This is a genomic window from Phnomibacter ginsenosidimutans (assembly GCF_009740285.1).
In the GTDB taxonomy this organism is placed as follows: Bacteria; Bacteroidota; Bacteroidia; order Chitinophagales; family Chitinophagaceae; genus Phnomibacter; species Phnomibacter ginsenosidimutans.
Genome location: NZ_CP046566.1, coordinates 116669 through 139857 on the forward strand (window position 1 = coordinate 116669; position 23189 = coordinate 139857).

At 47.5% G+C, this 23189-nt stretch carries 23 protein-coding genes; 9 read left to right on the forward strand and 14 right to left on the reverse strand.

Translation table 11 applies throughout. From position 1 onward, the window contains the following. Window positions 1-105: 105 nt before the first annotated feature. Window positions 106-3519: a TolB-like translocation protein gene (locus GLV81_RS00515; protein ID WP_246186147.1), complete on the forward strand. Its 3414-nt coding sequence runs from the start codon at window positions 106-108 to the stop codon at window positions 3517-3519. Window positions 3520-3598: 79 nt separating this feature from the next. Here GLV81_RS00515 and lysS read toward each other — a convergent pair whose 3' ends face one another. From lysS to GLV81_RS00535, 4 genes are all read right to left on the reverse strand, one after another. After that, window positions 3599-5122 (reverse strand): lysine--tRNA ligase, encoded by a 1524-nt coding sequence (lysS, locus tag GLV81_RS00520; protein WP_157475914.1) that lies wholly within the window; start codon window positions 5120-5122, stop codon window positions 3599-3601. Window positions 5123-5189: 67 nt separating this feature from the next. Then, complete coding sequence (locus tag GLV81_RS00525; protein WP_157475915.1) at window positions 5190-6314, reverse strand: hypothetical protein; 1125 nt, start codon at window positions 6312-6314, stop codon at window positions 5190-5192. A gap of 172 nt (window positions 6315-6486) precedes the next feature. Beyond that, window positions 6487-6723 carry a hypothetical protein gene (locus GLV81_RS00530; protein WP_197428805.1) on the reverse strand — a complete coding sequence of 79 codons (237 nt, stop codon included), beginning with the start codon at window positions 6721-6723 and terminating at the stop codon, window positions 6487-6489. A 5-nt stretch (window positions 6724-6728) separates the two neighbouring features. After that, window positions 6729-7634 carry a hypothetical protein gene (locus tag GLV81_RS00535; RefSeq protein ID WP_157475917.1) on the reverse strand — a complete coding sequence of 302 codons (906 nt, stop codon included), beginning with the start codon at window positions 7632-7634 and terminating at the stop codon, window positions 6729-6731. Window positions 7635-7811: 177 nt separating this feature from the next. On the opposite strand from GLV81_RS00535, the gene GLV81_RS00540 reads away from it, so the two are divergent. The 3 genes from GLV81_RS00540 to GLV81_RS20925 are packed head-to-tail and all read left to right on the forward strand — an operon-like array spanning window position 7812 to window position 9681. Continuing rightward, entirely contained in the window at window positions 7812-8663 is an 852-nt protein-coding gene (locus tag GLV81_RS00540) for a UDP-2,3-diacylglucosamine diphosphatase (protein WP_157475918.1), read from the forward strand. Between the two features lie 5 nt (window positions 8664-8668). Beyond that, complete coding sequence (locus GLV81_RS00545) at window positions 8669-9376, forward strand: glycosyltransferase family protein (protein WP_197428806.1); 708 nt, start codon at window positions 8669-8671, stop codon at window positions 9374-9376. Then, the gene (locus GLV81_RS20925; protein WP_197428807.1) at window positions 9346-9681 is read left to right on the forward strand and encodes a glycosyltransferase family protein; all 336 of its coding nucleotides are present in this window, start codon (window positions 9346-9348) and stop codon (window positions 9679-9681) included. The genes GLV81_RS00545 and GLV81_RS20925 overlap by 31 nt, the downstream gene beginning before the upstream one ends. An 89-nt stretch (window positions 9682-9770) precedes the next feature. On the opposite strand, the gene GLV81_RS00550 is transcribed toward GLV81_RS20925, so the two are convergent. The 4 genes from GLV81_RS00550 to GLV81_RS00565 all read right to left on the reverse strand — a co-directional run bounded on the left by GLV81_RS00550 (window position 9771) and on the right by GLV81_RS00565 (window position 13968). Then, a complete protein-coding gene (locus GLV81_RS00550; RefSeq protein WP_157475919.1) occupies window positions 9771-10652 on the reverse strand; it encodes a flavin reductase family protein in 882 nt (293 codons plus the stop codon). Window positions 10653-10706: 54 nt separating this feature from the next. Next, window positions 10707-11876 (reverse strand): amidohydrolase family protein, encoded by a 1170-nt coding sequence (locus GLV81_RS00555; protein ID WP_157475920.1) that lies wholly within the window; start codon window positions 11874-11876, stop codon window positions 10707-10709. 127 nt (window positions 11877-12003) lie between these two features. Next, window positions 12004-13170 carry a Pycsar system effector family protein gene (locus tag GLV81_RS00560; RefSeq protein ID WP_157475921.1) on the reverse strand — a complete coding sequence of 389 codons (1167 nt, stop codon included), beginning with the start codon at window positions 13168-13170 and terminating at the stop codon, window positions 12004-12006. Between the two features lie 90 nt (window positions 13171-13260). After that, on the reverse strand, window positions 13261-13968 hold the full coding sequence (locus tag GLV81_RS00565) for an SDR family oxidoreductase (protein WP_157475922.1): 708 nt from the start codon (window positions 13966-13968) through the stop codon (window positions 13261-13263). A 5-nt stretch (window positions 13969-13973) separates the two neighbouring features. On the opposite strand from GLV81_RS00565, the gene GLV81_RS00570 reads away from it, so the two are divergent. From GLV81_RS00570 to GLV81_RS00580, 3 genes are all read left to right on the forward strand, one after another. Next, window positions 13974-14666: a hypothetical protein gene (locus tag GLV81_RS00570; RefSeq protein WP_157475923.1), complete on the forward strand. Its 693-nt coding sequence runs from the start codon at window positions 13974-13976 to the stop codon at window positions 14664-14666. Between the two features lie 127 nt (window positions 14667-14793). Next, window positions 14794-15489 carry a YjjG family noncanonical pyrimidine nucleotidase gene (locus GLV81_RS00575; RefSeq protein ID WP_157475924.1) on the forward strand — a complete coding sequence of 232 codons (696 nt, stop codon included), beginning with the start codon at window positions 14794-14796 and terminating at the stop codon, window positions 15487-15489. Between the two features lie 755 nt (window positions 15490-16244). Beyond that, window positions 16245-17801 carry a DEAD/DEAH box helicase gene (locus tag GLV81_RS00580; protein ID WP_157475925.1) on the forward strand — a complete coding sequence of 519 codons (1557 nt, stop codon included), beginning with the start codon at window positions 16245-16247 and terminating at the stop codon, window positions 17799-17801. 102 nt (window positions 17802-17903) lie between these two features. Here the strand turns inward: GLV81_RS00580 and GLV81_RS00585 are convergent, their stop codons facing one another. The 6 genes from GLV81_RS00585 to GLV81_RS00610 all read right to left on the reverse strand — a co-directional run bounded on the left by GLV81_RS00585 (window position 17904) and on the right by GLV81_RS00610 (window position 21471). After that, on the reverse strand, window positions 17904-18560 hold the full coding sequence (locus GLV81_RS00585) for a phosphatidylserine decarboxylase family protein (RefSeq protein WP_157475926.1): 657 nt from the start codon (window positions 18558-18560) through the stop codon (window positions 17904-17906). Between the two features lie 239 nt (window positions 18561-18799). Then, window positions 18800-19165, reverse strand: coding sequence for a DUF5615 family PIN-like protein (locus GLV81_RS00590; RefSeq protein WP_157475927.1), 366 nt, complete (start codon window positions 19163-19165; stop codon window positions 18800-18802). After that, window positions 19165-19389: a DUF433 domain-containing protein gene (locus GLV81_RS00595; protein WP_157475928.1), complete on the reverse strand. Its 225-nt coding sequence runs from the start codon at window positions 19387-19389 to the stop codon at window positions 19165-19167. Before GLV81_RS00595 ends, GLV81_RS00590 begins: the two co-directional genes overlap by 1 nt. Before the next feature lie 18 nt (window positions 19390-19407). After that, on the reverse strand, window positions 19408-20268 hold the full coding sequence (locus GLV81_RS00600) for a phosphatidate cytidylyltransferase (protein WP_157475929.1): 861 nt from the start codon (window positions 20266-20268) through the stop codon (window positions 19408-19410). Window positions 20269-20302: 34 nt separating this feature from the next. Continuing rightward, window positions 20303-20512, reverse strand: a complete 210-nt coding sequence (locus tag GLV81_RS00605) for a putative signal transducing protein (RefSeq protein WP_157475930.1) — start codon at window positions 20510-20512, stop codon at window positions 20303-20305. 2 nt (window positions 20513-20514) lie between these two features. After that, complete coding sequence (locus tag GLV81_RS00610) at window positions 20515-21471, reverse strand: CPBP family intramembrane glutamic endopeptidase (RefSeq protein WP_157475931.1); 957 nt, start codon at window positions 21469-21471, stop codon at window positions 20515-20517. A gap of 90 nt (window positions 21472-21561) precedes the next feature. Here GLV81_RS00610 and dusB point away from each other — a divergent pair, with 90 nt between their 5' ends. Together dusB and GLV81_RS00620 are read left to right on the forward strand one after the other, a co-directional pair. After that, a complete protein-coding gene (gene dusB, locus GLV81_RS00615; protein ID WP_157475932.1) occupies window positions 21562-22599 on the forward strand; it encodes a tRNA dihydrouridine synthase DusB in 1038 nt (345 codons plus the stop codon). A gap of 109 nt (window positions 22600-22708) precedes the next feature. Beyond that, window positions 22709-23164 (forward strand): DUF1801 domain-containing protein, encoded by a 456-nt coding sequence (locus GLV81_RS00620; protein ID WP_157475933.1) that lies wholly within the window; start codon window positions 22709-22711, stop codon window positions 23162-23164. Window positions 23165-23189 lie beyond the last annotated feature (25 nt).

Genomic DNA, 23189 nt, shown 5'->3' on the forward strand with positions numbered 1-23189 from the left:
AATGCAACGTTTTGGCTGTCAGCGTACTGTTAAAACAACTGACCATCAGACCGTAGCCTGTGCCAATAGCAATATTCTGCTACCTTTAAAATTCGTTCACTGTTCATGTTTATATCCAACAATCGTATGCCCAAATCTTCATCGCTGTTCCTGCGTTTTACCCTGCTGCTCCTCACTGTTGTATCTGTTGCTGAAACAATGGCACAGGTATCGAGTGTACAGTTTGGCAAAAACCGCATTCAGTACCGCAAATACAATTGGCGTTTTTACCAAACCGACAACTTCAACATTCATTTTACCGAAGGTGGATTGGAGCTGGCCAAGTATGTGCTGCAGGTGGCAGAAGAAGAACTGCCGCAGCTGGAAGCTTTTACCGAAATGGCTTTGCAGCGCCGGGCCAATGTGGTGCTGTACAACAGCTACGACGATGCACAAACCAGCAACATTGGTTTGGAAAATGCAGAGACTGACCCCGGCGGTATGACCCGTTTGGTCAACAACAAAATGATCATCTACTTCAATGGCAACCACAAAGATTTGCGGCACCAGATTCGTCAGGGCATTGCGCAAATTTTACTGGCCAACCGCTTGTTTGGCGAAAACCTGGGCGAAGTAGCCAGCAATGCAGCGCTGCTCGATTTGCCCAAATGGCTCACCGATGGTTACATAGCCTATGCAGCTGAAAACTGGAGTGTAGAAAAAGATGATGAACTGAAGAACGCCCTGCTGGCCAACGAGTACAAAAATTTTTATGGCCTCGCATTCGATTATCCGGAGTTGGCAGGCCACGCCTTTTTTCACTACCTCGCCAAAAAGTACAAGAAGGAAAATGTGACCTACTTCATGTACCTCTCCATTTTGTACAAAAACACCAACGATGCCTCGCAGCGCATCTGCCGCAAAAAGCTCAAAACGGTGCTGAAAGAAATGATGGAAGAGGAAACAGAAATGTACTACGAAGACATCCGCGGCCGCCGCAACTATCCCAAGGGTAGCATTGCTGTAACTGAAGACATCAATAAAAATCAGGACTTCTATCATTTTGCTGCCAACCCCAATGCACGGTCTTACACCTATGCTGTGGCCGAGTACAAAAAAGGGTTTTACAATGTATCGCTCTACGAAAACTTTGTGAACCGCAAAGTGCTCATCAAAAATGGTATTCGTACCTACAAGCACGAACGCAACCCGCTGTACCCCGTGATGAGCTGGGATGGCAAGGGTAGCCGCCTCGCCGTTATTTATTGGGAAAAGGGCCAGGTGAAACTGATGGTGTACGATTTGGTAAACCGCATGGTGACCAAAAAAGTAGACCTGCCCTTTGATCAGGTGCAGGATGCGCAGTATTACCTCGACCACAAACGGCTCATATTGAGTGCCGTGAAAAATGGCCACACCGACATTTTTGTGTACAACATAGAAACGGCCAAAATAGACCAGATTACCAACGATGTGTGGGATGATATCGATGCTTCATTTGTATCGTTTCCCAACAAATATGGCATCATCTTTAGCAGTAACCGACCCTCGGCCACTACAGCCGGTGGCGATACTTCTATCCCCAGCGATTATCGCTACAATGTGTTTTTGGCCGATGTAGATGACAAGGGTGGTTTCCGCCAGATTACCCAACTCTCCGATATGAAAATGGGGAACGCCCGTTACCCCATGCAGTACAACATGAACCACTTCACTTTTGTGAGTGATGAAACGGGCGTGGCCAACCGCTATGCCGGCTTCTTTACTACCAAGGCTGAGGGGCTGGATACACTCGTGATTATTGGTGATGAAATATTGCGCAACCCTTCTATCAAAGAAGTGGATAGTACGCTGAAAGCATGGGACCGCTCCGAGCCCGATTCTATTGGTCTCATTGCCCTCACCAAAGATTCTACCTACACTTTCCCCATGACCAACTACCAGAGTAGTTTGCTGGAAACCCGCATAGCCGGCGATAAAGGACAGGTGAGTGAAGTAACGCAGCAAAGTGGTTTGAAAATGCTGTACCGTCTTCGGGTAGACAGTGTAACCCTGCGCCGCCGCAACGTAAATGCACGACCCACTACCTACGTAAAAGAAGTGTGGGCCGAGGCAAGAAAAGAAAAGGGCGAGGGCACCAAATACCAAACAGGTACGGCCGCCGCCGATACCAGTGGAGGCTTCTCCTTTTTGGGTGAGTTTGTGAAAAAAGCAGATACCATCAGCAGAATAACCGGGCCTGTAGCAGTAGATAAATCTGCCGAAAGAAAACAACTGCTCGAAACGGCCCGCTTGTACAAATACAAACTTCGGTTTAGCAATGATGTGGCCAGCGTAGGTCTTACCAACAATTTGGTGCTTACCCGCTACCAGCCTTATCAGGGCGGCATCGGTCCTATTCAGCTGAACAATGGCAACAACCTAAGCTGGTTGCTCATGGCCAGCCTGAGCGATGTAATGGAAGACTACCGCATTAGTGGTGGCATGAAGCCCGGCTTTGATTTGACCGACAACGAATACTTTATCGATTTCCAAAACAGGCGCAAACGCATCGACTGGGGATTTATGTACTACCGTGCTAAAAACAGCAATACGCCAGTCAATTTGCCCAACACGCAGTTTTATTATCCTGGTGTCACCATCACCAATTTGTACCAAGGCAACGTAGCTTATCCATTGGATAAAGTGCGGAGTGTTCGCCTTATTGGTGGTGTTCGTTTCGACCGGGTGATTGTGAGTGCAGTAGACCGGCCATCGCTGCGGCAGGAAGATGAAAACCTGGAATACGCCAACCTGCGGGCCGAATATGTGCACGACAATTCATTGGTAAAAACCAGCAATATCTGGAACGGCATTCGCTGGAAAGTGTACATGGAAACCATCATGGGCTTGCAAAAATCAGCCCTGCTTGCCGGTCAGAAAGAAACCCGCCAGTTTACGTACAACATGGGTGCCGACTTCCGGTACTATGTACCTATTTACCGCAATTTTATTTGGGCAGTACGTGGTGCCGGAGATATCAGCTGGGGTAATCAAAAACTCATTTACTACCTGGGTGGTGTAGACAGTTGGATTTCTCCCAAGTTCAACAATGCCAACCAACCACGACAGGATGTAAACTATGTGTACCAAACATTGGCGGTAAACCTGCGTGGCTATCAGCAAAATGTGGCCAATGGTAACAACGCTCTGGTCATCAACAGTGAATTCCGCCTGCCGCTAATGAGTACTTTCTTCAACCGTCCGGTAAATAATGCCTTCCTCCGCAACCTGCAACTGGTACAGTTCTTCGATTTGGGCTCGGCTTGGGAAGGTACCTTCAAAGGTTTGTCTCGCCCCAACGTGGTGTATTCAGCACCCGGCAACCCGGTGTCGGTAAATATCAAAGCCGGTGGCATTGGTCCGTTTGTAGGCGGCTATGGTTTTGGTGCCCGCAGCACACTGCTGGGCTACTTCCTGAAGGTGGATGCCGGCTGGCCTATGGGTGGTTTCTTCAAAGGCAAACCAGCCTGGTATTTTTCAATGGGCTTCGATTTTTAATTCCTCATTTCAACACATAAAAAAGGCACTCCAGCAATTGATGCGGAGTGCCTTTTTGCTATAGCGCTGTGCTAAAAGTTTATTCGTCAAATTTCTCCGGACGCATCATCGGGAAGAACAGCACATCCTGAATGCTCACCTGATTCATCATGAACATGCACAGGCGGTCGATACCAATGCCGATGCCTGAAGTGGGCGGCATGCCATACTCCAAGGCACGGAGAAAATCGTAGTCGATAAACATGGCTTCATCATCGCCACGCTGCATCAGTTTTACCTGATCTTCAAAACGCTGGCGCTGATCAATGGGATCGTTGAGCTCTGTGTAAGCATTGGCCAGCTCTTTGCCATTTACCATCAGTTCAAAACGTTCTACCAGGCCCGGCTTGCTGCGGTGCTTCTTGGTCAGCGGGCTCATTTCCACCGGATAGTCGATGATGAACGTAGGCTGAATAAACGTGTGCTCACTGGTACTGCCGAAAATTTCATCAATCAGTTTGCCCTTGCCCATGCTCGGTGCTACATCAATGTGCAGTTGTTTACACACATCCCGCAGGCCAGCTTCATCCATTTCGCTGATGTCGATGCCGGTATTTTCTTTAATGGCATCAAAAATGCTGATGCGCTTAAACGGTGCTTTGTAGTTGATGATTTTATCGCCCAGCTTCACTTCGGTAGTGCCATGCAGGGCAATGGCAATGCGTTCGAAGAGCTGCTCGGTTATTTCCATCATCCAGAAATAATCTTTGTAGGCCGTGTACCATTCCAGCACGGTAAACTCGGGGTTGTGGGTGCGGTCCATGCCTTCGTTGCGGAAGTTGCGGCTGAACTCGTACACCCAATCGAAACCACCCACAATCAGACGTTTTAGGTACAGCTCGTTGGCAATGCGCATGTACATGGGCACATCCAACGCATTGTGATGTGTAATGAACGGTCGGGCTGCAGCACCGCCAGGAATGGCTTGCAACACCGGTGTATCTACTTCAATGGCGCCCTGCTCATTCAAGAACTCACGGATGGTATTCACCAGTTTGGTGCGTTTCAAAAACACCTCTTTTACATCGGGGTTTACCACCAGGTCGGCATAGCGCTGGCGGTATTTGAATTCGGGGTCGGTTACTTCGTCAAACACATTGCCTTCTTCATCCCGCTTTACTACGGGCAGTGGCTTCAGGCTTTTGGCCAGCAGCGTCAGGCTTTGGGCATGAATGCTGGTTTCGCCGGTTTTGGTCACAAACACAAAGCCGGTTACACCAATGTAATCGCCAAGGTCGAGGCCCCGCTTCACCAGCACTTCCCACTCGTTTTTGTCTTCGCCGGGGTAGAGGTCATCGCGGCGAACGTAGAGTTGAATGATGCCTTTGCTGTCTTGTATTTTAATGAAAAACACCTTGCCCTTATCGTTGATGCTCATGATGCGGCCGGCCACACATACGTTGGCATACGCATCTTTCTGCTCTTCGGTAAAGCCATTTTTGATATCGGTAGAATAGCTATTGACCGGATAAAGGGCGGCGGGATAAGGCTCAATGCCGGCAGCCTTGAGGGCGTCCAGTTTTTCCCGACGGATGATTTCCTGTTCACTCAGTTGTTGACTCATAATAAAAAACCTTTGCTGGTTTGGAGGGCAGCAAAGGTAATTGTTGAACCAGTAGAAAACCCTGCACTTAATAGAGCTTTGTAATATTAAAATTGGTATAAGCTGGGTCGGAAAAAATGCTTTGAGACAGACTGGTAAAATTGTAGCAAGCAAATTTTATGGTTTGGCCTGCTGTTAGTTTTAGAACAGTGGATAGACTGAAGATGCGGTTTTTGAGATCTGTAACGTCGGGTAACAGTAAGTTAGATGTAGAAGCAACAGGTAATCCGTTTTTGGCTATGGAAAGTACGAAAGTGGTATTGTTGGCAAAAGCGTTAGGCAAGCTCCATTTGATTTGTACTTGAATCAAATAGGTACCTGCCTCGCCAGCCGGTACGGTAAAAGTTGAAGTGGCATTGTCAAAAGAGCCTGGTATGTCGTTGAAGCCATTGCCTGTATTGGTCGCAAAAGCAATGGTGTTAAACACACCATTACCGGTGATGGATTGTGTGGCCGCTAAAAAGCCACTCAAACTTTTGGGTTTGCTATTGATTTGCCAGCGGGCAATACCACTAGCATCGCTGGTCAGCACTTTGCCTGCTCCCTCGTTGCCATCTCTGATGCGAATGTCACCATCGGATACCAATATATCCACAGGCCAGCCCGGTACTGTGCCAATACCCAGTCTGGAAGTGTTGTCGATGGTGACATAACTCGAAGAAAAATTTGCATCATTGTTTACCCGCAAGGCACCACCGGAAAGACCAACACCGCCGTTCAGCACCAAAGTGGCGTTATCTACTACGGCCATTCGTTTGATAGCAGGATATTCCGGATGTCCCTTGAGTTGAAAAAGTACCTGAGGTGCGGTATCATTAATGCCTACAAAGCCACTGTCGGTAATGGTAAGTCTTTCTTTAAGAGTACTGCTTAAACTGGAGGCATAGGAATACAAGCCAACACGGCTGTAGTTACCGGCAGTGCTGCCTGTGGTCACCAATCCACCGGTAAATAAATTGCCGGTTTTTAAATAAATACCAGATTTGACACCAACGGCCAGCGGGGTTGAGTTCCAAGCAAGAAGCACATTGTTGTTGTTATTGGTGACCACCAATTTTGCTTCCAAAGGAGTAGATGTACCAATGCCTACATTTTGTGCCAACAGCTGTCCAATGATAAATAGGGTGCAAGTGAGAGAGAGGATCTTTTTCACAGGGTAATTTTTTATTTCAAGATAATGGCAACTCCCGAAACAAAAAACATGTTTGATTCACCTTAGCTGAGCTGAAGCGAAATGTATATGCCAGTATTGATGAACCCATTGGCACATTGATGGATGGACAAAGAAGATGAGCTACAAACGATTGGCAACTTACAATGGGGATTTACAATTTGGTATCAACTTGTTTCACAGGTAACCGAAAGGTTTCGGGCGTGTAACCATTTACCAAAAAGCTGTTGCGGCTGCCGGTAAAAAATCCGTTGCTGCCATCTTTGGTATACACGGCAATGGCGCCACCGGCACCACCCAGATATGCGCCATAAAAAGGCGGCCGGAAAACTTTTACATACGCAATATCCGCCGTTGGAATCATGGTGAGGGTTTGGGCATCTACCTGCATTTCGTTCAGAAAAAGAAGGTTTCGCCGCCTTGCCAGGTGGCTTTGTAATCAAAGCCATTGCCCACGGGCTGAATGTTCAAACCTGCTACCCGTCCTTTCATCCATTCCAAAATATTGATCCAGCCAATAAACTGGTTGCTTTCGGTGCCATCAAAACCATACGCATCGGTAGTGCGAAACATGCCACTCACATGCCCTTCTTCAAATTTTTCGGCAGGCGTTTTCTTTTTACCCATTACTTCTACGGTTTTGAGGGTGCCGCTGCTGTTGGCAAACAAAGCTTCCGGATCGAAGCGGTAGCTGTTTGGTTTTGCCTGCGTCATTTCGCCTATTTGAATCATGATCAACGTGTCGTCGATGGCTTGGAAGTTGGAATCCAATGTTACCTGTAAGTCTACCTGCAAATCATTGGTGCGGTTCGTTTTTACCGGCGCAAAGAAGAATTTCGCTCTGTCGGCAAACAGCATTTTTTTCATTTCGAAAGAGCGTTGCTCATCCAGCGAAATGTTGTCGGCCAACAATTGTTCTTCGCCCAACAGCACGGTTACCCGAATGGCTTTGTCTTTGTAGGGCGAAACAACGGTGCCTTTTACAGAAAAGAAATCATCCTGCACACTGAAGTATAAGGCATAGTTGTTGGCAGGCATGCCGTCGGGCAAAAGAATATCAGCAGCTGCCACACCTGCCAGCATGGGGTAGCGCATTTTCCAAACTGCTTTGTGGTCTACATCTTCCATCCACACATTGAGGGTGGCATTGTACTTGCTGGTAACCCATGGTGCATAGCGGGCTTCAAAAAGAATGCTGTCGCCCGGCATAAATACAGCCTTGTTAAGGGTTACTTCCAGTTGCGCCTGGGCCGTAGCCACAGCGCCGATGCACATACTCAATAAAAGCAGTAAGGTTTTCATACCCGGGATTTGTATAAAACTATACCGCATTGTTCCAAACCCCATGACCGCTTGTCTAAAATATTGTTATAGCCTGTTTTTTGTTCATGTTTTCTTAATGATGAGATGCTGATTTCGTAACAGTTCGGTAACCTGCGGATAACAAGCCTGTACAACATTTGATAAACGCCGGTAGCCATGCAAAAACGTTCGTTAGATGTTGTTGTAATCAGCGATGTACACCTGGGCACATACGGATGTCACGCAGTGGAATTGCTGCATTATCTCCGCAGCATTCAGCCACGGCTGCTTATTCTCAACGGTGATATTATTGACATCTGGAATTTCAGCAAACGTTATTTTCCTGCTGCACACCTCGAAGTAATTAGTGAAATATGCCGGTTGGCCAGCAGCGGTACCCGTGTGGTGTACATCACCGGCAATCACGATGAATTGCTGCGCAAATACAGCGATCTCAGCCTCGGCAATTTTCAAATCACCGACAAGCTGGTGATGGAAATAAACGGCCAGATGTGCTGGATTTTTCATGGGGATGTGTTTGATGCCAGCACCAAGGGTAGTGCTAAAATATTAGCCAAGCTGGGCGGCAAAGGCTACGACCTGCTTATCCTCATCAACAGTTTTATCAACTGGACGCTCAAACTTTTTGGCAGAGAAAAAATGAGCTTCAGCAAAAAAGTAAAAGCCGGTGTAAAGAAGGCGGTGGCCTGGATAGACAACTTTGAACAAACCGCTGCAGAACTTGCCATCGAAAAGAAATATGACTATGTGATTTGTGGTCACATACACCAGCCACAACAACGCACCATTACTACGGGCAAAGGCTCGGTGCAATACCTCAACAGTGGCGATTGGGTAGAAAACCTGACAGCGCTGGAATACTACAACAACGATTGGCATTTGTACCAGTATGATGAAAGGACGCCACTTGCTCCCACATTCATCAGCAAAGAAAAACCCCGCCTCAATGTCATGAGTGAAGAAGTGATGCTGTACATCCACTCACTGGTGCTCGACTATACAACCTGATACAAATGAAAATATTTTATGCCGTACAAGCCACGGGCAACGGCCACATTAGCCGGGCCACACAATTGCTGCCTTATCTGCAACAACATGGTGAGGTAGATGTGTTTTTGAGTGGCGCCAATGCAACGCTTCCGGCACAACTGCCTGTGCGATACAGCAGCAAAGGCATGAGTTTGTTTTACAGTGCCTGTGGTGGTTTGAATTATAAAAAAATGTGGCGGGAAAACAGTTTGTTCAGGGCTACCCGCGAAGCCAAAGACCTACCGTTGGAGCAGTACGATGTCATCCTGAACGACTTTGATTTCATCACTGCCAGGGCATGCAAAATCAAAGGCTTGCCTTCGGTGCAATTTGGACATCAGGCCAGTTTTATGAGTGCACAAACGCCACGCCCTGCGCAGCGCAGCCTCATGGGCGAACTCATTTTAAAACAGTACGCACCGGCTACCCATTATGTGGGCTTGCATTTTCAGCAATACGATTCTTTTATTCTGCCGCCTGTTATCAAACAAGAATTTTTACAGGCTGAACCGTTGGATAACGGGCATGTAACCGTGTACTTGCCGGCCTACGAGCAGCATTGTTTAGAAGAACATTTTCGCCACCATCCGGGTGTACATTTTCATTGGTTTCTGAAAGGCATTCAGCAGATTGAACGTGTCGGCAACATCACTTTTTTCCGGTGGATCAACTGCTGTTCAACAAGAGTTTGATTCATTGCCACGGGCTCATTACCGGTGGTGGTTTTGAAACACCAGCAGAAGCTTTGTATCTCGGCAAACGTTTGCTCAGCATTCCCATTCGTGGGCAGTATGAGCAACGCTGTAATGCAGCAGCACTGCAGCAAATGGGTGTACAAGTGTTGGACGATGCTGACACGCCACATTTTCATCAGGACATAGCCAACTGGTTGCAACAATCACAGCCTGTGATTGCGCAGCAAGCCAATAACATAGCACAGACAGTGGAGCATGTATTGGCGCTGGCACTACAGCAGCAACCCATGATGGTAGCTTAGCAAATTGCAAATGTGATAATTAGCAAATGTGCTAATGCTACTTACTCGAAGCACTTTGTTTTATGCTACGCTTTTTGCGCAGTAAAACATTACAACGTGAGTAGCAGCACCTGCCAGGCTTTGTCTACCAAGCCTTGCTGCAGCAATTGTGCCGCATAGCGATGACACTCTTTTTCCATCTCCTCCGGATTGCTGGCATAATACTGCACAATGTTTTTGCAGGTATCATCGGTAAAAGCCGGATCGGCTTCGGGTAGTTGCTGCACATTGGCCAGCATGCCCAAGTGGTTGCCGGTAAGTATGTTGCTGCTGCGGATGCTCTCAGGTAGTTGATCGATGCCAATGCCCAAAGCGGTGTTGGGCTTGGGTACAGCAAACACGGCATCGCCACTGGCACGGCAGTAATAATCGCCACCCATGCGGGCCACCAAATCTATTTTATGCGGGTCTATTTGTTGTTGTTCATTCAGCACGGCATCGTTGATGTGCATCACCAGTATTTCGCAGATGATGAGGTTGCCGGCACCACCTTCGCTGCCGGTCTCAATCACTTGCTTTACCCGGCATTCCATTTGCACCGGGCTTTCTGCTACCCGTGGTGGTTTCACTTTTTCCGAGGGCAGTTTGGTAAAACCTGCTTTTACAAATTCATCTACACCCTTTGGATACTCGCAACTGCTCAGGCTCATTTGCTGCACCATGTTGTAGTTCACCACATTAATCACTACCTCGTTTGTTTCAAGCACATTTTCCAAGGTGTTTTTATTGGTATTGTTGCGCAGTCTGCGGGTAGCACCAAAAATTAACGTAGCCGGATTGCTGCCAAACATATTGAAGAAACTATACGGGCTAAGGTTCACGTTACCGTCCTTGTCTACCGTGCTGGCAAAACAAATAGGGCGTGGCGATACAGCACCCACCATGTATTGATGCAATTGCATTACTGGAACTTCACCGGGTATAATTTTCATAGCAGTGATTTAAAAAGATAACATTGTTGCGATAGCAAAAGAACGGCGCAAATATCAGCACAAACGCTGTATGCTGCTGTGACTGATGTCGCCATTGGCACCCACATTTTCCAACAACAGCAAGCCGGGTTTCATGCCGGGTTTCAGCTGGCCGTACTGCTGCTGAATGCCCAGCGCAGCAGCACCATTGTACGTTGCCCATTGCAACAGTTGCGCCAGTTGGAGCTGCGGAAACGCCGCTTGCAGCGTTTGCATTTCGGCCAGTATGCTCAGGCTGTGGTTGCTGGCCAGGCTATCGGTGCCGAGGCAAATGCGGGTATCTTTTTCTATAAACAACGGCACATTGGGCAGCGGGTTGCCAATGTATTGATTGGCCCTTGGGCAAAAGCACCAATACACAGCTTGTTGCCGTTGTTGCATGAGTGCAATATCATCGGCGGTGCTGTGGCAATTATGTACCAGCAACAGGTTGCCCTGCTGCGGCAACCAATCGGCTACATGCTGCAAACTGCTGTTGCCTTTTGGTGTAAAAAAATCAATGTTGACGCCAATGGCTTCATACAAACGCAAGAGATCTCCATTGCCTTGGGTGAGCAACATTTCTTCCGCCACACTTTCCTGATTGTGCATGCTCACCACCGTTTGTGTTTGTTGTGCAATCAACTCGTACAACTTGCCCGATACAGAATAGGGTGCATGTGGTACCACACTCATTTGCGCAGCGGACTGGTGTTGCTGCAGTGCCTGCATCACGGCGATGCCTTGCTCAAAACGTTGCAATGCCGCCGCCGGCACAAAGCCAGATATTTCTACCAGGCTGTGCCAATAGATAGAACTGTGTTGTTTGATGGCGGCACTGTTGGCGGTATTACAAATGTCGCCCACGGCCACGATGCCATGCCCCAGCATTTGCTCGGCCGCATTGTGCATGGCGTATTGTATGAGCTCTGCATCGGCTTGCCGGTTAAACATGACCTGCAGCAAAAAATCGACCATGCCGGTATGCGCCGGTATGCGCCCCAGCATGTGGCTGAGTTCGAGGTGGCAATGCGCATTTACAAAACCGGGACAAAGCAAACCGTTGAACTGTTGTACCTCGCTGCCGGCCTGCTCCAGCGGCACTACGTCAATAATGGTGCCTTGTGCATTGGCAATAACGGCGTGTTGGGTAAGCACGGCTTCACCGGTAAAAACGACATCGGCAGTAAAACGCTGGTATTGCATGCAGCTGGTTTTGGGCAAATGAATGAGGCACAAAAAAACGACAGCCGAAGGTATGGGCAACAGATAGTTCTGCAGATGGTTGTTGATGATTGGAACCTGTCAACCATTTTACTCATCAACTTCAACCCTACTTAAAATACAACAACGCTACACCAAACAGAATCACTGATACCACAAAGCCAAACAGAAACACATAATACGCCGCATTGAGGTAGCGGTAAGTTTTCTTGAGGGCATGGCCCATGTCGTGGTTCATGTCCATCATGTAGGTGTACACTGCTTCGGGGTTGGCAATCATCTTGAACATTTCAGCGTGGTATTCTTCACGGGTCATGCGGGTATAGTTGCCAAAATACAAGAGGTCGGTTTTGGGTTCGTTGTGCATGTCCCAATAAGGTTTGCGGCCACGCCGCGGAATGGTAGCCAGCAATGCCAGCACAATGGTGCTGAGGTTGCACACCGTCATTACTATCACCGGAATGCGCAGATACGGAAACTCATCGATTCGGGCTGCCACTGTGGTAAACAGCACCGACACAATGATGGTGTTGATGGAGATAAGAATGTTGGCCTTGGTATCGGCACGGCCGGTTAAATCGAAGTTGGTACGAATGAGCAAGCGAAACATGGTTTCTACCCCACGGCTTACATTGGCATAGGGCTGTTGTTGTTGCTCTTCTTCTTTTTTCAGGTTTTTTTTACCCAGCGATTTGTGCAACTGCTCCAGGTGAAAGCGTTTGACCGGCTCCAGTGTTTGCTGTGCAAAAGGCGTATGGTACTGATGTTTTTCCAGCATGCCCAGCTGCAGCATTTTCCACTCTCGGCTGCTGATGCTGCGGTGTTGCAACCATTCCATTTCTTGCTGCAGCAGTTTGCTTTTGATATCCCAATCGGCGCTGCCATAGTCGAAGTGAATAGCATCGTGCAGCAACAGTTGAGCTTCAGTTGGCTGTGCGGGCAAATCGTAAGCGGCCAGAATGCATTGCGTTATTTGTTGGGTAGTGGCTTCGGGTACTTGCTGTTGGTGCAACCATTCTTTGGCCAGCATGGCCCCAAACGATTCGGGGTGTTCTGTTTGCCGTTGCAAAAAACCGAGGGCATGAAACCACGCCGCCAGCTCTGCTATCAACATTGTTTCGTACGGTGTATGATTGGCTGCCGCAATGAGGCGGATACGCTCCACCGTTTGGGTAAGGTACCCGTGGTGGTGATAGCATAAATCTGCAGTTTGTTGCTGTTGATACAACTGCTGAATGTGTGCCGCAGTAGCCTGCCTCAGGGCTTCCAACTCCATACACAAATGATTGATTGGCCCCGAAATTAAGTTGAATGCCAACGGGCAACTATGCCATTCGTCAGGTTCTGAACTTTGATAAAGATTTCTTTACAAATCGCCGAGCTGCGGCCGTATCACCAGGTCTTCTAAACAAGCCTGCGGACTCAGTTGCGACGCTGTTACCACCAGCTTTGCAATATCGTTGGCTTCCATAATGCGGTCGGGCGACACACCGCTGCCCGCCCAGCTATCCGTCCATACGGCGCCGGGCATAATGTTGGTGACTTTAATACCGAAAGGCTTCATTTCTTCCCGCAGGTTTTGACCAAAACCCAGCAGGGCAAACTTGCTGATGCTGTAGCTGCCACCATTGCTGTACGCCTGCAATGAAGCAATGGAACACATGTTGAAAATGTGGCCGCTTTTGCGGTCCATCATACCGGGCAAAAGAGCACGGGTAAGATGATAAGCTGATAGCAGATTTACCTGCAACATTTCTTCGAGTGTGCCGGCGGGTTCGTTGTGAATACTGCCGGGCAAAAAATAGCCCGCATTGTTCACCAACACATCGGGGATGCCTACATGTGCCGGCAACCAATCGCCCAAGGCTTGCACCGCTTGTGCATCGGCCAGGTTGCAGGCATAGTGTACAATGGTTTGTGCAGGATAGCGGCTGCGCAAGGTATCAGCCGCATTGGCCAAGGGCTCCGCTTGTTTGGATACAAGCACCAGCAGGTTCGGTTCGCTGGCGGCAGCAAATTGTTCGGCGATGGCGAAACCAATGCCGCGGCTGGCACCGGTGATGAGGATAATCATGCGAAATGAAACAGTTTGATGGAAGCAATGTAGCTTGCGCAAATATCGGTGTTAGCCTGCATCAGAAAACAATCTTCAATATGCCTTTAGATATAAACCACATTCAACCACAACATGGAACTATGCATGCATGTCTATGGGAGAATAAGCATACAGGATTGCCACTGTCTCTTTTTTATACTTTAGAAATTCCACTTCAGCCATTTGACACAGGACATGAATATGTTGATCAACCAGCATCAACATCACTCATGATTGAATGGATAAATTTTTCACCACTTGGTAGTACAAAAAATATATCTAACTGGAAGTATTTACTCGGCAATGAATATGTGATTTCATATGAAACACAAACTGGTGAAGGATCAATTTATTTAGGAACAGAACACTGCCCGTTTAATTCATCTATTCGCTTTTTTTCTCTCGAAAAAAACACCTTTGAATTAGAATTGACATTGGCTGTTGATTTCAATATTGAAACAAAAAATATGCCTGACAATGACTTGTTCAAATTGAAAACGAAGGTTGACTATAATGGACTTTTATTATATAACAACAGCGTTCTTCCCTCTTTGAAAATAACAAACGAACCAATCAACGTTATTGCAGGTTTTATAGATGCGTCTGTGTATGAAACATCATTGGTTCCATATGATAACGGATATGTTCAATTGCAACAACTCAGACCAAAACCATAACTAAATTTTCTTGCCCAAAGGGGGAGGATGTTATTGAATGCTCATCCTTTACTAATCATTTATAAAACCAGACAACAAAGCATACAATACAACTTTAGATAAGCAAAGCCCTCTACCAAATTCTCTTATGAAATATCAGCACCTGTTTTTCGACCTCGATCATACCCTGTGGGATTTTGAAGCCAACAGCCACGACACGCTGCACGAAGTGTATCACCACAACCGCCTGCACGAAACACTCACCCCCGATTTCAATGCTTTTTTTGAACGCTACTCCTACCACAACAAACGCCTGTGGGATCGCTATCATCATGGCTTCATTAAGCAAGAAGAACTGCGTTGGAAACGCATGTGGCATGCCTTGTTGGAGTTTAAACTGGGCGATGAAAAACTCTCCAAACTCATGAGCCAGCAGTACCTGGAAATACTGCCTACCAAAACCAAACTCTTTCCGTACACCATCGAAATCATTGAGTATCTGAAAGGAAAAGGCTATCAGCTGCACCTCATCACCAACGGATTTGAAGAAGTGCAGTTGGGCAAATTGCGCAACAGCCAGATTGAACATTTTTTCGGCGAAGTGATTACGAGTGAAAGAGCCATGTCGCTAAAACCGCACAAAGAAATTTTTGACTATGCCCTGCAGCAAACCGGTGCTGCCACGCACAACAGCATTATGATTGGCGACAATCTCGATGCCGATATCAAAGGCGCCATGGATGCCGGATTGGATACCATTTTTGTCAACCACATTCATGAAAAAACCGACCTGCAACCCACCTATATCATTCATCATTTGAAAGAGTTGGAGGATATTTTATAAGTGGTGCAACAGCTGCTTTATGTACAATTGTATGCCACCCCTCCGGAGTAAGTCAAGCTGTTGGTTTTGGATGCTGCTATAATCATTTCACCCCTTCGGGGTTTTGTGCTTTTGATTTTTAATTCTTACAAGCTTCACCCCTTAATTGTTTTGATAACCAGAAGACATAAACAATGCAGAACACCCAATCCCGAAGGGATGGCATTATTATAGCGCAGTTACATGTAACGATTGGTTGAACCCCGAAGGGGTGACAGATGACCTCCCAATACCAATCGATATAGCTATTTCATCTATTGTAAACCGTTAAAACGGTTTAAGCTGTTGATGGTTTGCTGCTAGCCCACGGTTTAAACCGTGGGCTATGAAATGGCAATGACGACGACCAATGGTTTAAACATTTTCACTACTTCGGGTTTGTGCAATAGGCAAGTATATCAAATCGATATAGATACAGCAAGCCCACCTTGGGCAATAAGATGGCATTGATGACTGAAAATCGGTATCAATCTTTCTTTCTCAGCGCATTAACATTAAAAGCTGCATCTTCGCCGCGGATTAGCAAAAGCTAACTCCTGTTGTTAAGGTGTAGCCTGGCAGCGTTTTTGGCAAATTTTCATTCACCACTTCTCCAGTGGATGTGCCATCCAAACAGCTCCCATTTCATCATTGGCAACGCCGATTATCTCACATTATTTAAACAAGAAACGACAAGTGAAACATGCTTTGTGCATGCTCCACCTGCCTACCTGGTTATGAAAACATTTGACCAAATGGGTTTGATAGACCCACTATTGAAAGCCTTGCAACACGAAGGCTACACAACGCCCACACCCATTCAGGCACAAGCCATTCCGCACCTGCTCGAAGGCCGCGACTTGCTCGGTTGTGCCCAAACAGGTACCGGAAAAACAGCCGCTTTTTCGCTGCCCATTTTGCAATACCTGCATCAACAGCCGGCAAAGGCGTCGCACAAAAAGCAAATTCGTGCCCTCATATTAACACCTACCCGTGAGCTGGCCATTCAAATTGAAGAAAGCCTGCGGGCTTATGGCCGAAACCTGCCCCTGCAGCACCTCGTTATATTTGGTGGTGTGGGCCAGCAACCACAGGTAAATGCATTGCAGCGTGGTGTAGATATTCTTGTAGCTACACCGGGCCGCCTGCTCGATCTGATGCAGCAGGGTTTCGTGAGCCTGCACCAACTGGAAGTATTTGTGCTGGACGAAGCCGACCGTATGCTCGACATGGGTTTTATTCACGACGTAAAAAGAGTGATTACCAAACTGCCTGAAAAAAGACAGAGTTTGTTTTTCAGCGCTACCATGCCGCCCGATATTCAGGCACTGGCCAATACCATTTTGACCAACCCGGTAAAAGTGGAAGTAACGCCTGCCAGCTCAACGGCCGATACCATTGAGCAGTTCATTTACAACGTGAGCAAAAAAGACAAGCCTGCATTGCTGCAACACTTGCTAAAGCAACATGCTGAAATAAAAAGTGTGCTGGTTTTTACCCGCACCAAGCATGGCGCCGACCGGGTGGTAAAAGACCTGATGCGGGCCGGAGAAACAGCCGCCGCCATTCATGGCAACAAAAGCCAGAATGCCCGTCAGCTGGCCTTGCAAAATTTTAAGAAAGGCGTGATACGGGTGTTGGTAGCTACAGATATTGCTGCCCGTGGTATCGACATCGACGATCTCGGTCATGTCATCAACTTTGAATTACCAAACATTCCTGAAAGCTATGTACATCGCATTGGCCGTACCGGTCGTGCAGGTGCCAGTGGTGTGGCATTTTCTTTTTGCGAAGCAGAAGAAAGAGCTTACCTGAAAGACATTCAGAAACTCATTGGCAAGCAAATACCGGTGGTGCAAGATCATCCGTTTGTGGGCAATGCCAATGCGGTGCACGTAAAAGCAGAACAGCCACGTCAGCAGCATCAACAGCGCCGCCAACAACAGCCAGCACGTAACCAGCAACAAGGTCAAAGGCAACAACAGCAACGTCCGCCAAGACCGCAGCAACAGCAACCTGCTGCAGCCCAGCAGGAAAAACCTGTAGCTGCTCAGCAAGCACCCGTGCAAAAGCCGAAGCAGCAGCACCAGCGGCCGCAGCCACGCCCGGCACAGCAGCCAATGGCAGGCAACGGACAGGCACAGCAAGGCCATGCACAACCACCGGCCCGTAAGTTTAAAAAGCCAACTGGTGCTCTCACCATGCCGCCCAAAAAGGAAGTAGTGAAAGACGATTTCAACAGCAAGCATGTGGCACCTGTAACACCACTGTTTAACGACGATGATCGTTGGTAAATACACCGCAGTGTTGTAACCACATCACTGAAAACAAAAAACCTCACAGCATGCTGTGAGGTTTTTTTATGCGAAAAAATGATAAACTGCAATACAAGAGCGTTACCATTCGGCCAGCACGGTTACACCGCCTTTTACCATTTCACCCATTTTTACTTTTACCCGTGCATTCAATGGCAGCAGTAAGTCTACACGGCTGCCAAATTTGATGAAGCCCATTTCATCGCCTTGCTTTACCTGCATGCCTTCGCTCAGGTAATTGACAATGCGGCGGGCCAGTGCACCGGCTATTTGTTTCACCAAAATTTCGTTGTGACCAACCTGGTACACCACACTGTGGCGTTCGTTTTCGGTGCTCGATTTGGGATGCCAGGCCGCCAGGTATTTGCCTTTGTGGTATTTGCTGTACACCACTTCGCCGGTTACGGCATTGCGGTTTACATGCACATTCAACGGGCTCATGAAGATGCTTACCTGCAAGCGTTTGCCTTTGAAGTATTCTTCATCCACGGTTTCTTCTATCACCACTACTTTGCCATCGGCGGGGCAAATGATTTTTTTATCGTCGATGGTGAGCTGGCGGCTGGGCAGGCGGAAAAAAGAAATGATGAAAAGCCACAAGCCAAACGTAACAATGAAAATGAGGAGCGACAACACGGGGTATTGCTGGCTGAGAAACCACACCGATAAACCGTTGATGGCGCCTAAAATGAGGGTGGCAATGCCAATGCTGGCAAATCCTTCTTTATGAATGGTCATGAAAAGTACTGGTTATTGTGAACGGCAAAAGTAATGGTTTGCACCGTTGAACCTGAATGATTGCGAATGCTGTTTTTGGTTGTTGGTTTGGTGTTTATTGTTCATTTGTCCGGCGGCCTATACACGTGTGAACAGTTTTACAGACTTTGTTGTAGCAAAATCATACGCTGCCTAAAACATCAAACCAAAAACGACAAACAACAAACCCGAAACGAAAAACCGAATTACATATCGAAAAGTTACGTGGTGCTTCTTGTTCTGAACTTGTTTGCATCCAATACAGAAAAGGCCTTCAGCAAGGTCGTATTGTATTGTTGAAGAATTTGGAGCACCAGCGCTGCTTTTATTTGTGAGTGTGCTTCCATCATTTTCACCAATAAAATGCCATTGTTGGGAAGCTGCAAACGAATCACCAATTCTCCAAAATCCTTATCCTCGGTAATGAGCAAAGCTTGCTGTGCAAATGCAATGGCTAAAACATCTTTGTCTTTGATAGCGGGGTTTTGTTCGCTGATGGCATATACCTCAAAACCAGCGTTTCTGAGCGTTGTGGTAATGGCGTAATCCACGCATTCATCGGTAACAATGGCAATGCTGTTAGTCATCAAAAAACCATTACTTTTTCATGCGTAGCATTGTCTGCTGCATACAGTAGTGCAGCTCTTATAGCTTCAACGGAAAGCCTTGGGTAGGCTTTCAATAATTCTTCTTCTGAAATGCCATGACCTAGTTTTTCCAAGATGAGGGCAACAGGAATCCGGGTTCCTTTAATCACTGGTTTACCAAACATGATTTCCGGATTATGTTCAATGTATGTGTTCCAGTCCATGGCATTCTTTTTTTAAAATTACTCAAATATTTTCACCACCAACCACACAAAAGGCGTCGCTATCAGCAGGCTGTCGAAGCGGTCGAGAAAGCCACCATGACCGGGCATCATGTTACCGCTGTCTTTTACACCGGCACGGCGCTTCAGGTAGCTTTCAAACAAATCGCCCAACGTGCCCGTTACCGCAGCGGTGGCGGCAATGGCAGCTGTTATTTTCCAATCGGCTTTTAACCACCATACTGCTACCAATGTAACCACCACTACTGCCAGCAACGCCCCGCCAATAGTGCCTTCCCAGGTTTTCTTCGGCGAAATTTTACTGAGTGGTGTTTTGCCAATCATCGAACCAACAATGTAGGCCATGGTATCATTGATCCAGATGGAAGCAATGAGTAGCATAGGGTAGAGCCAACCGAAATCGCCAAACAAGCTGTTCATGTTTTGCTGCCGCAAAGACAACATGAAACCAATGCTGAGGCTGATGTAAAACACACCCAAAAAAGCGGATACAATGGTACCGGTAGATTTGTTATTTCGATCGGTAAACAATCCATACAGAAACAGTACTTGCCCTGCTATGATGGTGACACCAATGCTGCTACCCGAAAGATGGTACCCGTTGATTTGAAACGCATCACCACATTGCAACAGTACTACACTGTAGCCCACCAATATCATACCCACACGGCTTAAAAAACTATAAGTAGTCTGCTGAATTTTTTCCTGCAGATTGAAATACTCCCACCAGCACCCTACATGAATGATGCTGAAGAGCAAGAGAAAACTCCAGTGGTTCCAAAGCAAACCGCCAAGCATGATGATGACAAACACAATAGCGCTGAGTGCCCGGGTTCTGAAAACTTCTTTATTGAGAGCCATGCAAATAATGGATTGAAATGAAAGGAACGGTCACTTAATTATTGAGCACTTCCTGCAACACGCCGAGTGCCAGTTCTTTTAGCTGGCCCGGCACATATATTTCGTGCATACCCGGCAGGGTAAGCACATACATGCTGTCTTGTTTGTTGAGAATCTGCACCGGAATATTGTTGTCTTCCAGCTTGCCTTTTAAAATGGCCGCTTCGGTATAAATGGCAGTTTTGTACAGTAGTACCCAGTTCATATTTATGCTACGTTATTTCTTTCGTCAAAGGGGTTGAATCGATCGTAAAATACTTCCTGAGGCACGATGCCTTCCTGCGTTTTTTTCATGGCAAAAAAAACAGCCACCACCATCACCAGCGATATACCGCCGGCCCACAATGGCAGGCTGCTTTCATTGGCCAGCGTTACCGGTTTTTGCTGTGCATGCAGGTAATACATGTACAGGGTTACCATAGCATTGTTTACAAAATGAACCAATATGGCGTACCAAATATTGCGGGTGTAATAAAAAATACCGCCGAGCAACATGCCCAGTACAATGCGGGGCAAAAAACCATACCAGCTGCCATGTATAGCGCTAAATACAATACTCGCCACCACAATGGCCACCCAAGGTTGTTTCCACCAGCGCAGCAGCAGGCTTTGCAAGCCGCCGCGAAACAATACTTCCTCAAACACGGCAGGCAGCAGGGCCAGCATCAGCAGGCTCATGAGCAGCTGGCCGCCGTTGCGGATATCGGCAATAGCTTTCACCTGCTTTTCATAGTTCTGCTCCATGGTATCGAAATAGGTACGCATGGCTTTTGAAATAGGAATGGCTTTGTTGATGTTTGTAAGTGTATCAATCAGCGGGCCACTGCACAAAATGAGCAGCAGGCTCAGGCCCATCAGTTTCCAGTTCCAGTTGTTGGCAAAGCCCAATGCATCCCATCCATTGCGAAAGCAAATGAAGGCATAGCCAACGGCCGGTAAAAAGAAACCAAACAACGTGCCCATCAGTTGCACCACTTTGGCGGCATTGGCAAATCGGGGTTGCTGCATGTCGGTCAGCATCGTTTCCATGCTCTGGCCGGTCATGCCCGTCCAGATGCCCATTGACACAAAGCTGCCGGCTACCAGTCCCACGCCTATCAAACCAAGCAGAATGCCTAACTGTCCTACATGGCTGTAGCCCTTGTTGAGTAAAGGATTATTCATACAGCTGCAAAGAAACAGGCATAACCGTTAACTCAGCAGCCGGTGGTACATTTTCGCTCAAGCCAATTGCAGCTGTTATCTTTGCGCCCTGTGCCAACCATCGGAAACATACAACTACCAGACTTCCCGCTACTGCTGGCGCCCATGGAAGATGTGAGCGACCCGCCTTTCAGGGCCGTGTGCAAACTCAATGGTGCCGACCTGATGTATACAGAATTCATCAGTAGCGAAGGATTGATTCGTGACGCCATCCGTAGTCGAAAAAAGCTCGACATTTTTGAAGCTGAACGCCCCGTGGGCATTCAGATTTTTGGTGGCGATGAAGAAGCCATGGCCATGAGTGCCCGCATTGTAGATACAGTGAATCCCGATTTGCTCGACATCAACTTTGGCTGCCCTGTAAAAAAAGTGGTGAGCAAAGGCGCTGGTGCGGGAGTGCTCAAAAACATCGACCTGATGGTGCGGCTTACCGAAGCCTGTGTAAAAAGCACCCGCCTACCGGTAACGGTGAAAACCCGCCTCGGCTGGGACGACAACAGCAAGAACATTGTGGAAGTAGCCGAACGCCTGCAGGATGTGGGCATTAAGGCGCTGAGCATACATGGCCGTACCAGAGCACAACTCTACAAGGGCCAGGCCGACTGGTCGTTGATAGCGGAGGTGAAAAACAATCCCCGCATACACATTCCCATTTTTGGCAATGGCGATATTGATAGTCCTGAAAAAGCGGTGGAGTATAAAAAACGCTACGGGGTAGATGGCATCATGATTGGTCGTGCCGCCATTGGCTATCCGTGGATTTTTAATGAGATTAAACATTACATCCAAACAGGTGAACACCTGCCGCCGCCGACCATTGAGCAACGGGTAGATGTGATACGCCAGCACCTGCACGGCAGTGTGCAGTGGAAAGGCGAAGTGCTGGGCATTTTGGAAATGCGCCGCCATTACACCAACTACCTCAAAGGCCTGCCGAATATTCGGGATTACCGCCTCAAGCTGGTTACTTTAAAATCACTGGAAGAAATAGAACCCGTATTGCAGGAAATTGTACAGGTGTACCACGGATTCCAGTTTGAACGCCGCAAGGTAGACATGGATGCCATGGCGTACAGTTGCGATAGCTGATAAGCCTTGGATTGGCTGTGTAGCGCTAATTGTTTACCTTAATTCCCGGTGTTTCATCAGCACCAATAATGAATGTGCTGGTTTATTCTTTTACGCAAAACATAGCAACATGACCAGTGCCGCCACCACCCCCGAACAATACCTGACTGAGTTGCCCGATGACCGACGTGAAGCGGTTACGCAATTACATGCAACCATTCTGAAGCATTTGCCCAAGGGTTTTGAAACCATCATGAACTATGGCATGATTGGGTATGTGGTGCCGCACAGCATTTATCCTGATGGCTATCATTGCGATAAAAAACTGCCTTTGCCATTTGCGGGTCTGGCTTCGCAAAAAGCGTCTGTCAACTTTTATCACATGGGTATTTATGCAACGCCAGCTTTGCTGGAATGGTTTGTGCAGGAATATCCCAAGCATAGCACTGCAAAACTGGATATGGGCAAGAGTTGTATCCGCTTCAAAAAGCCGGAACACATTCCTCATGCACTCATTGCGGAGCTCATGCAAAAAATGACCGTACAGCAATGGATTGATACTTATGAAGCCAACTACAAACGTTGACCGAAGTACTTCTCTAAAAGCATTG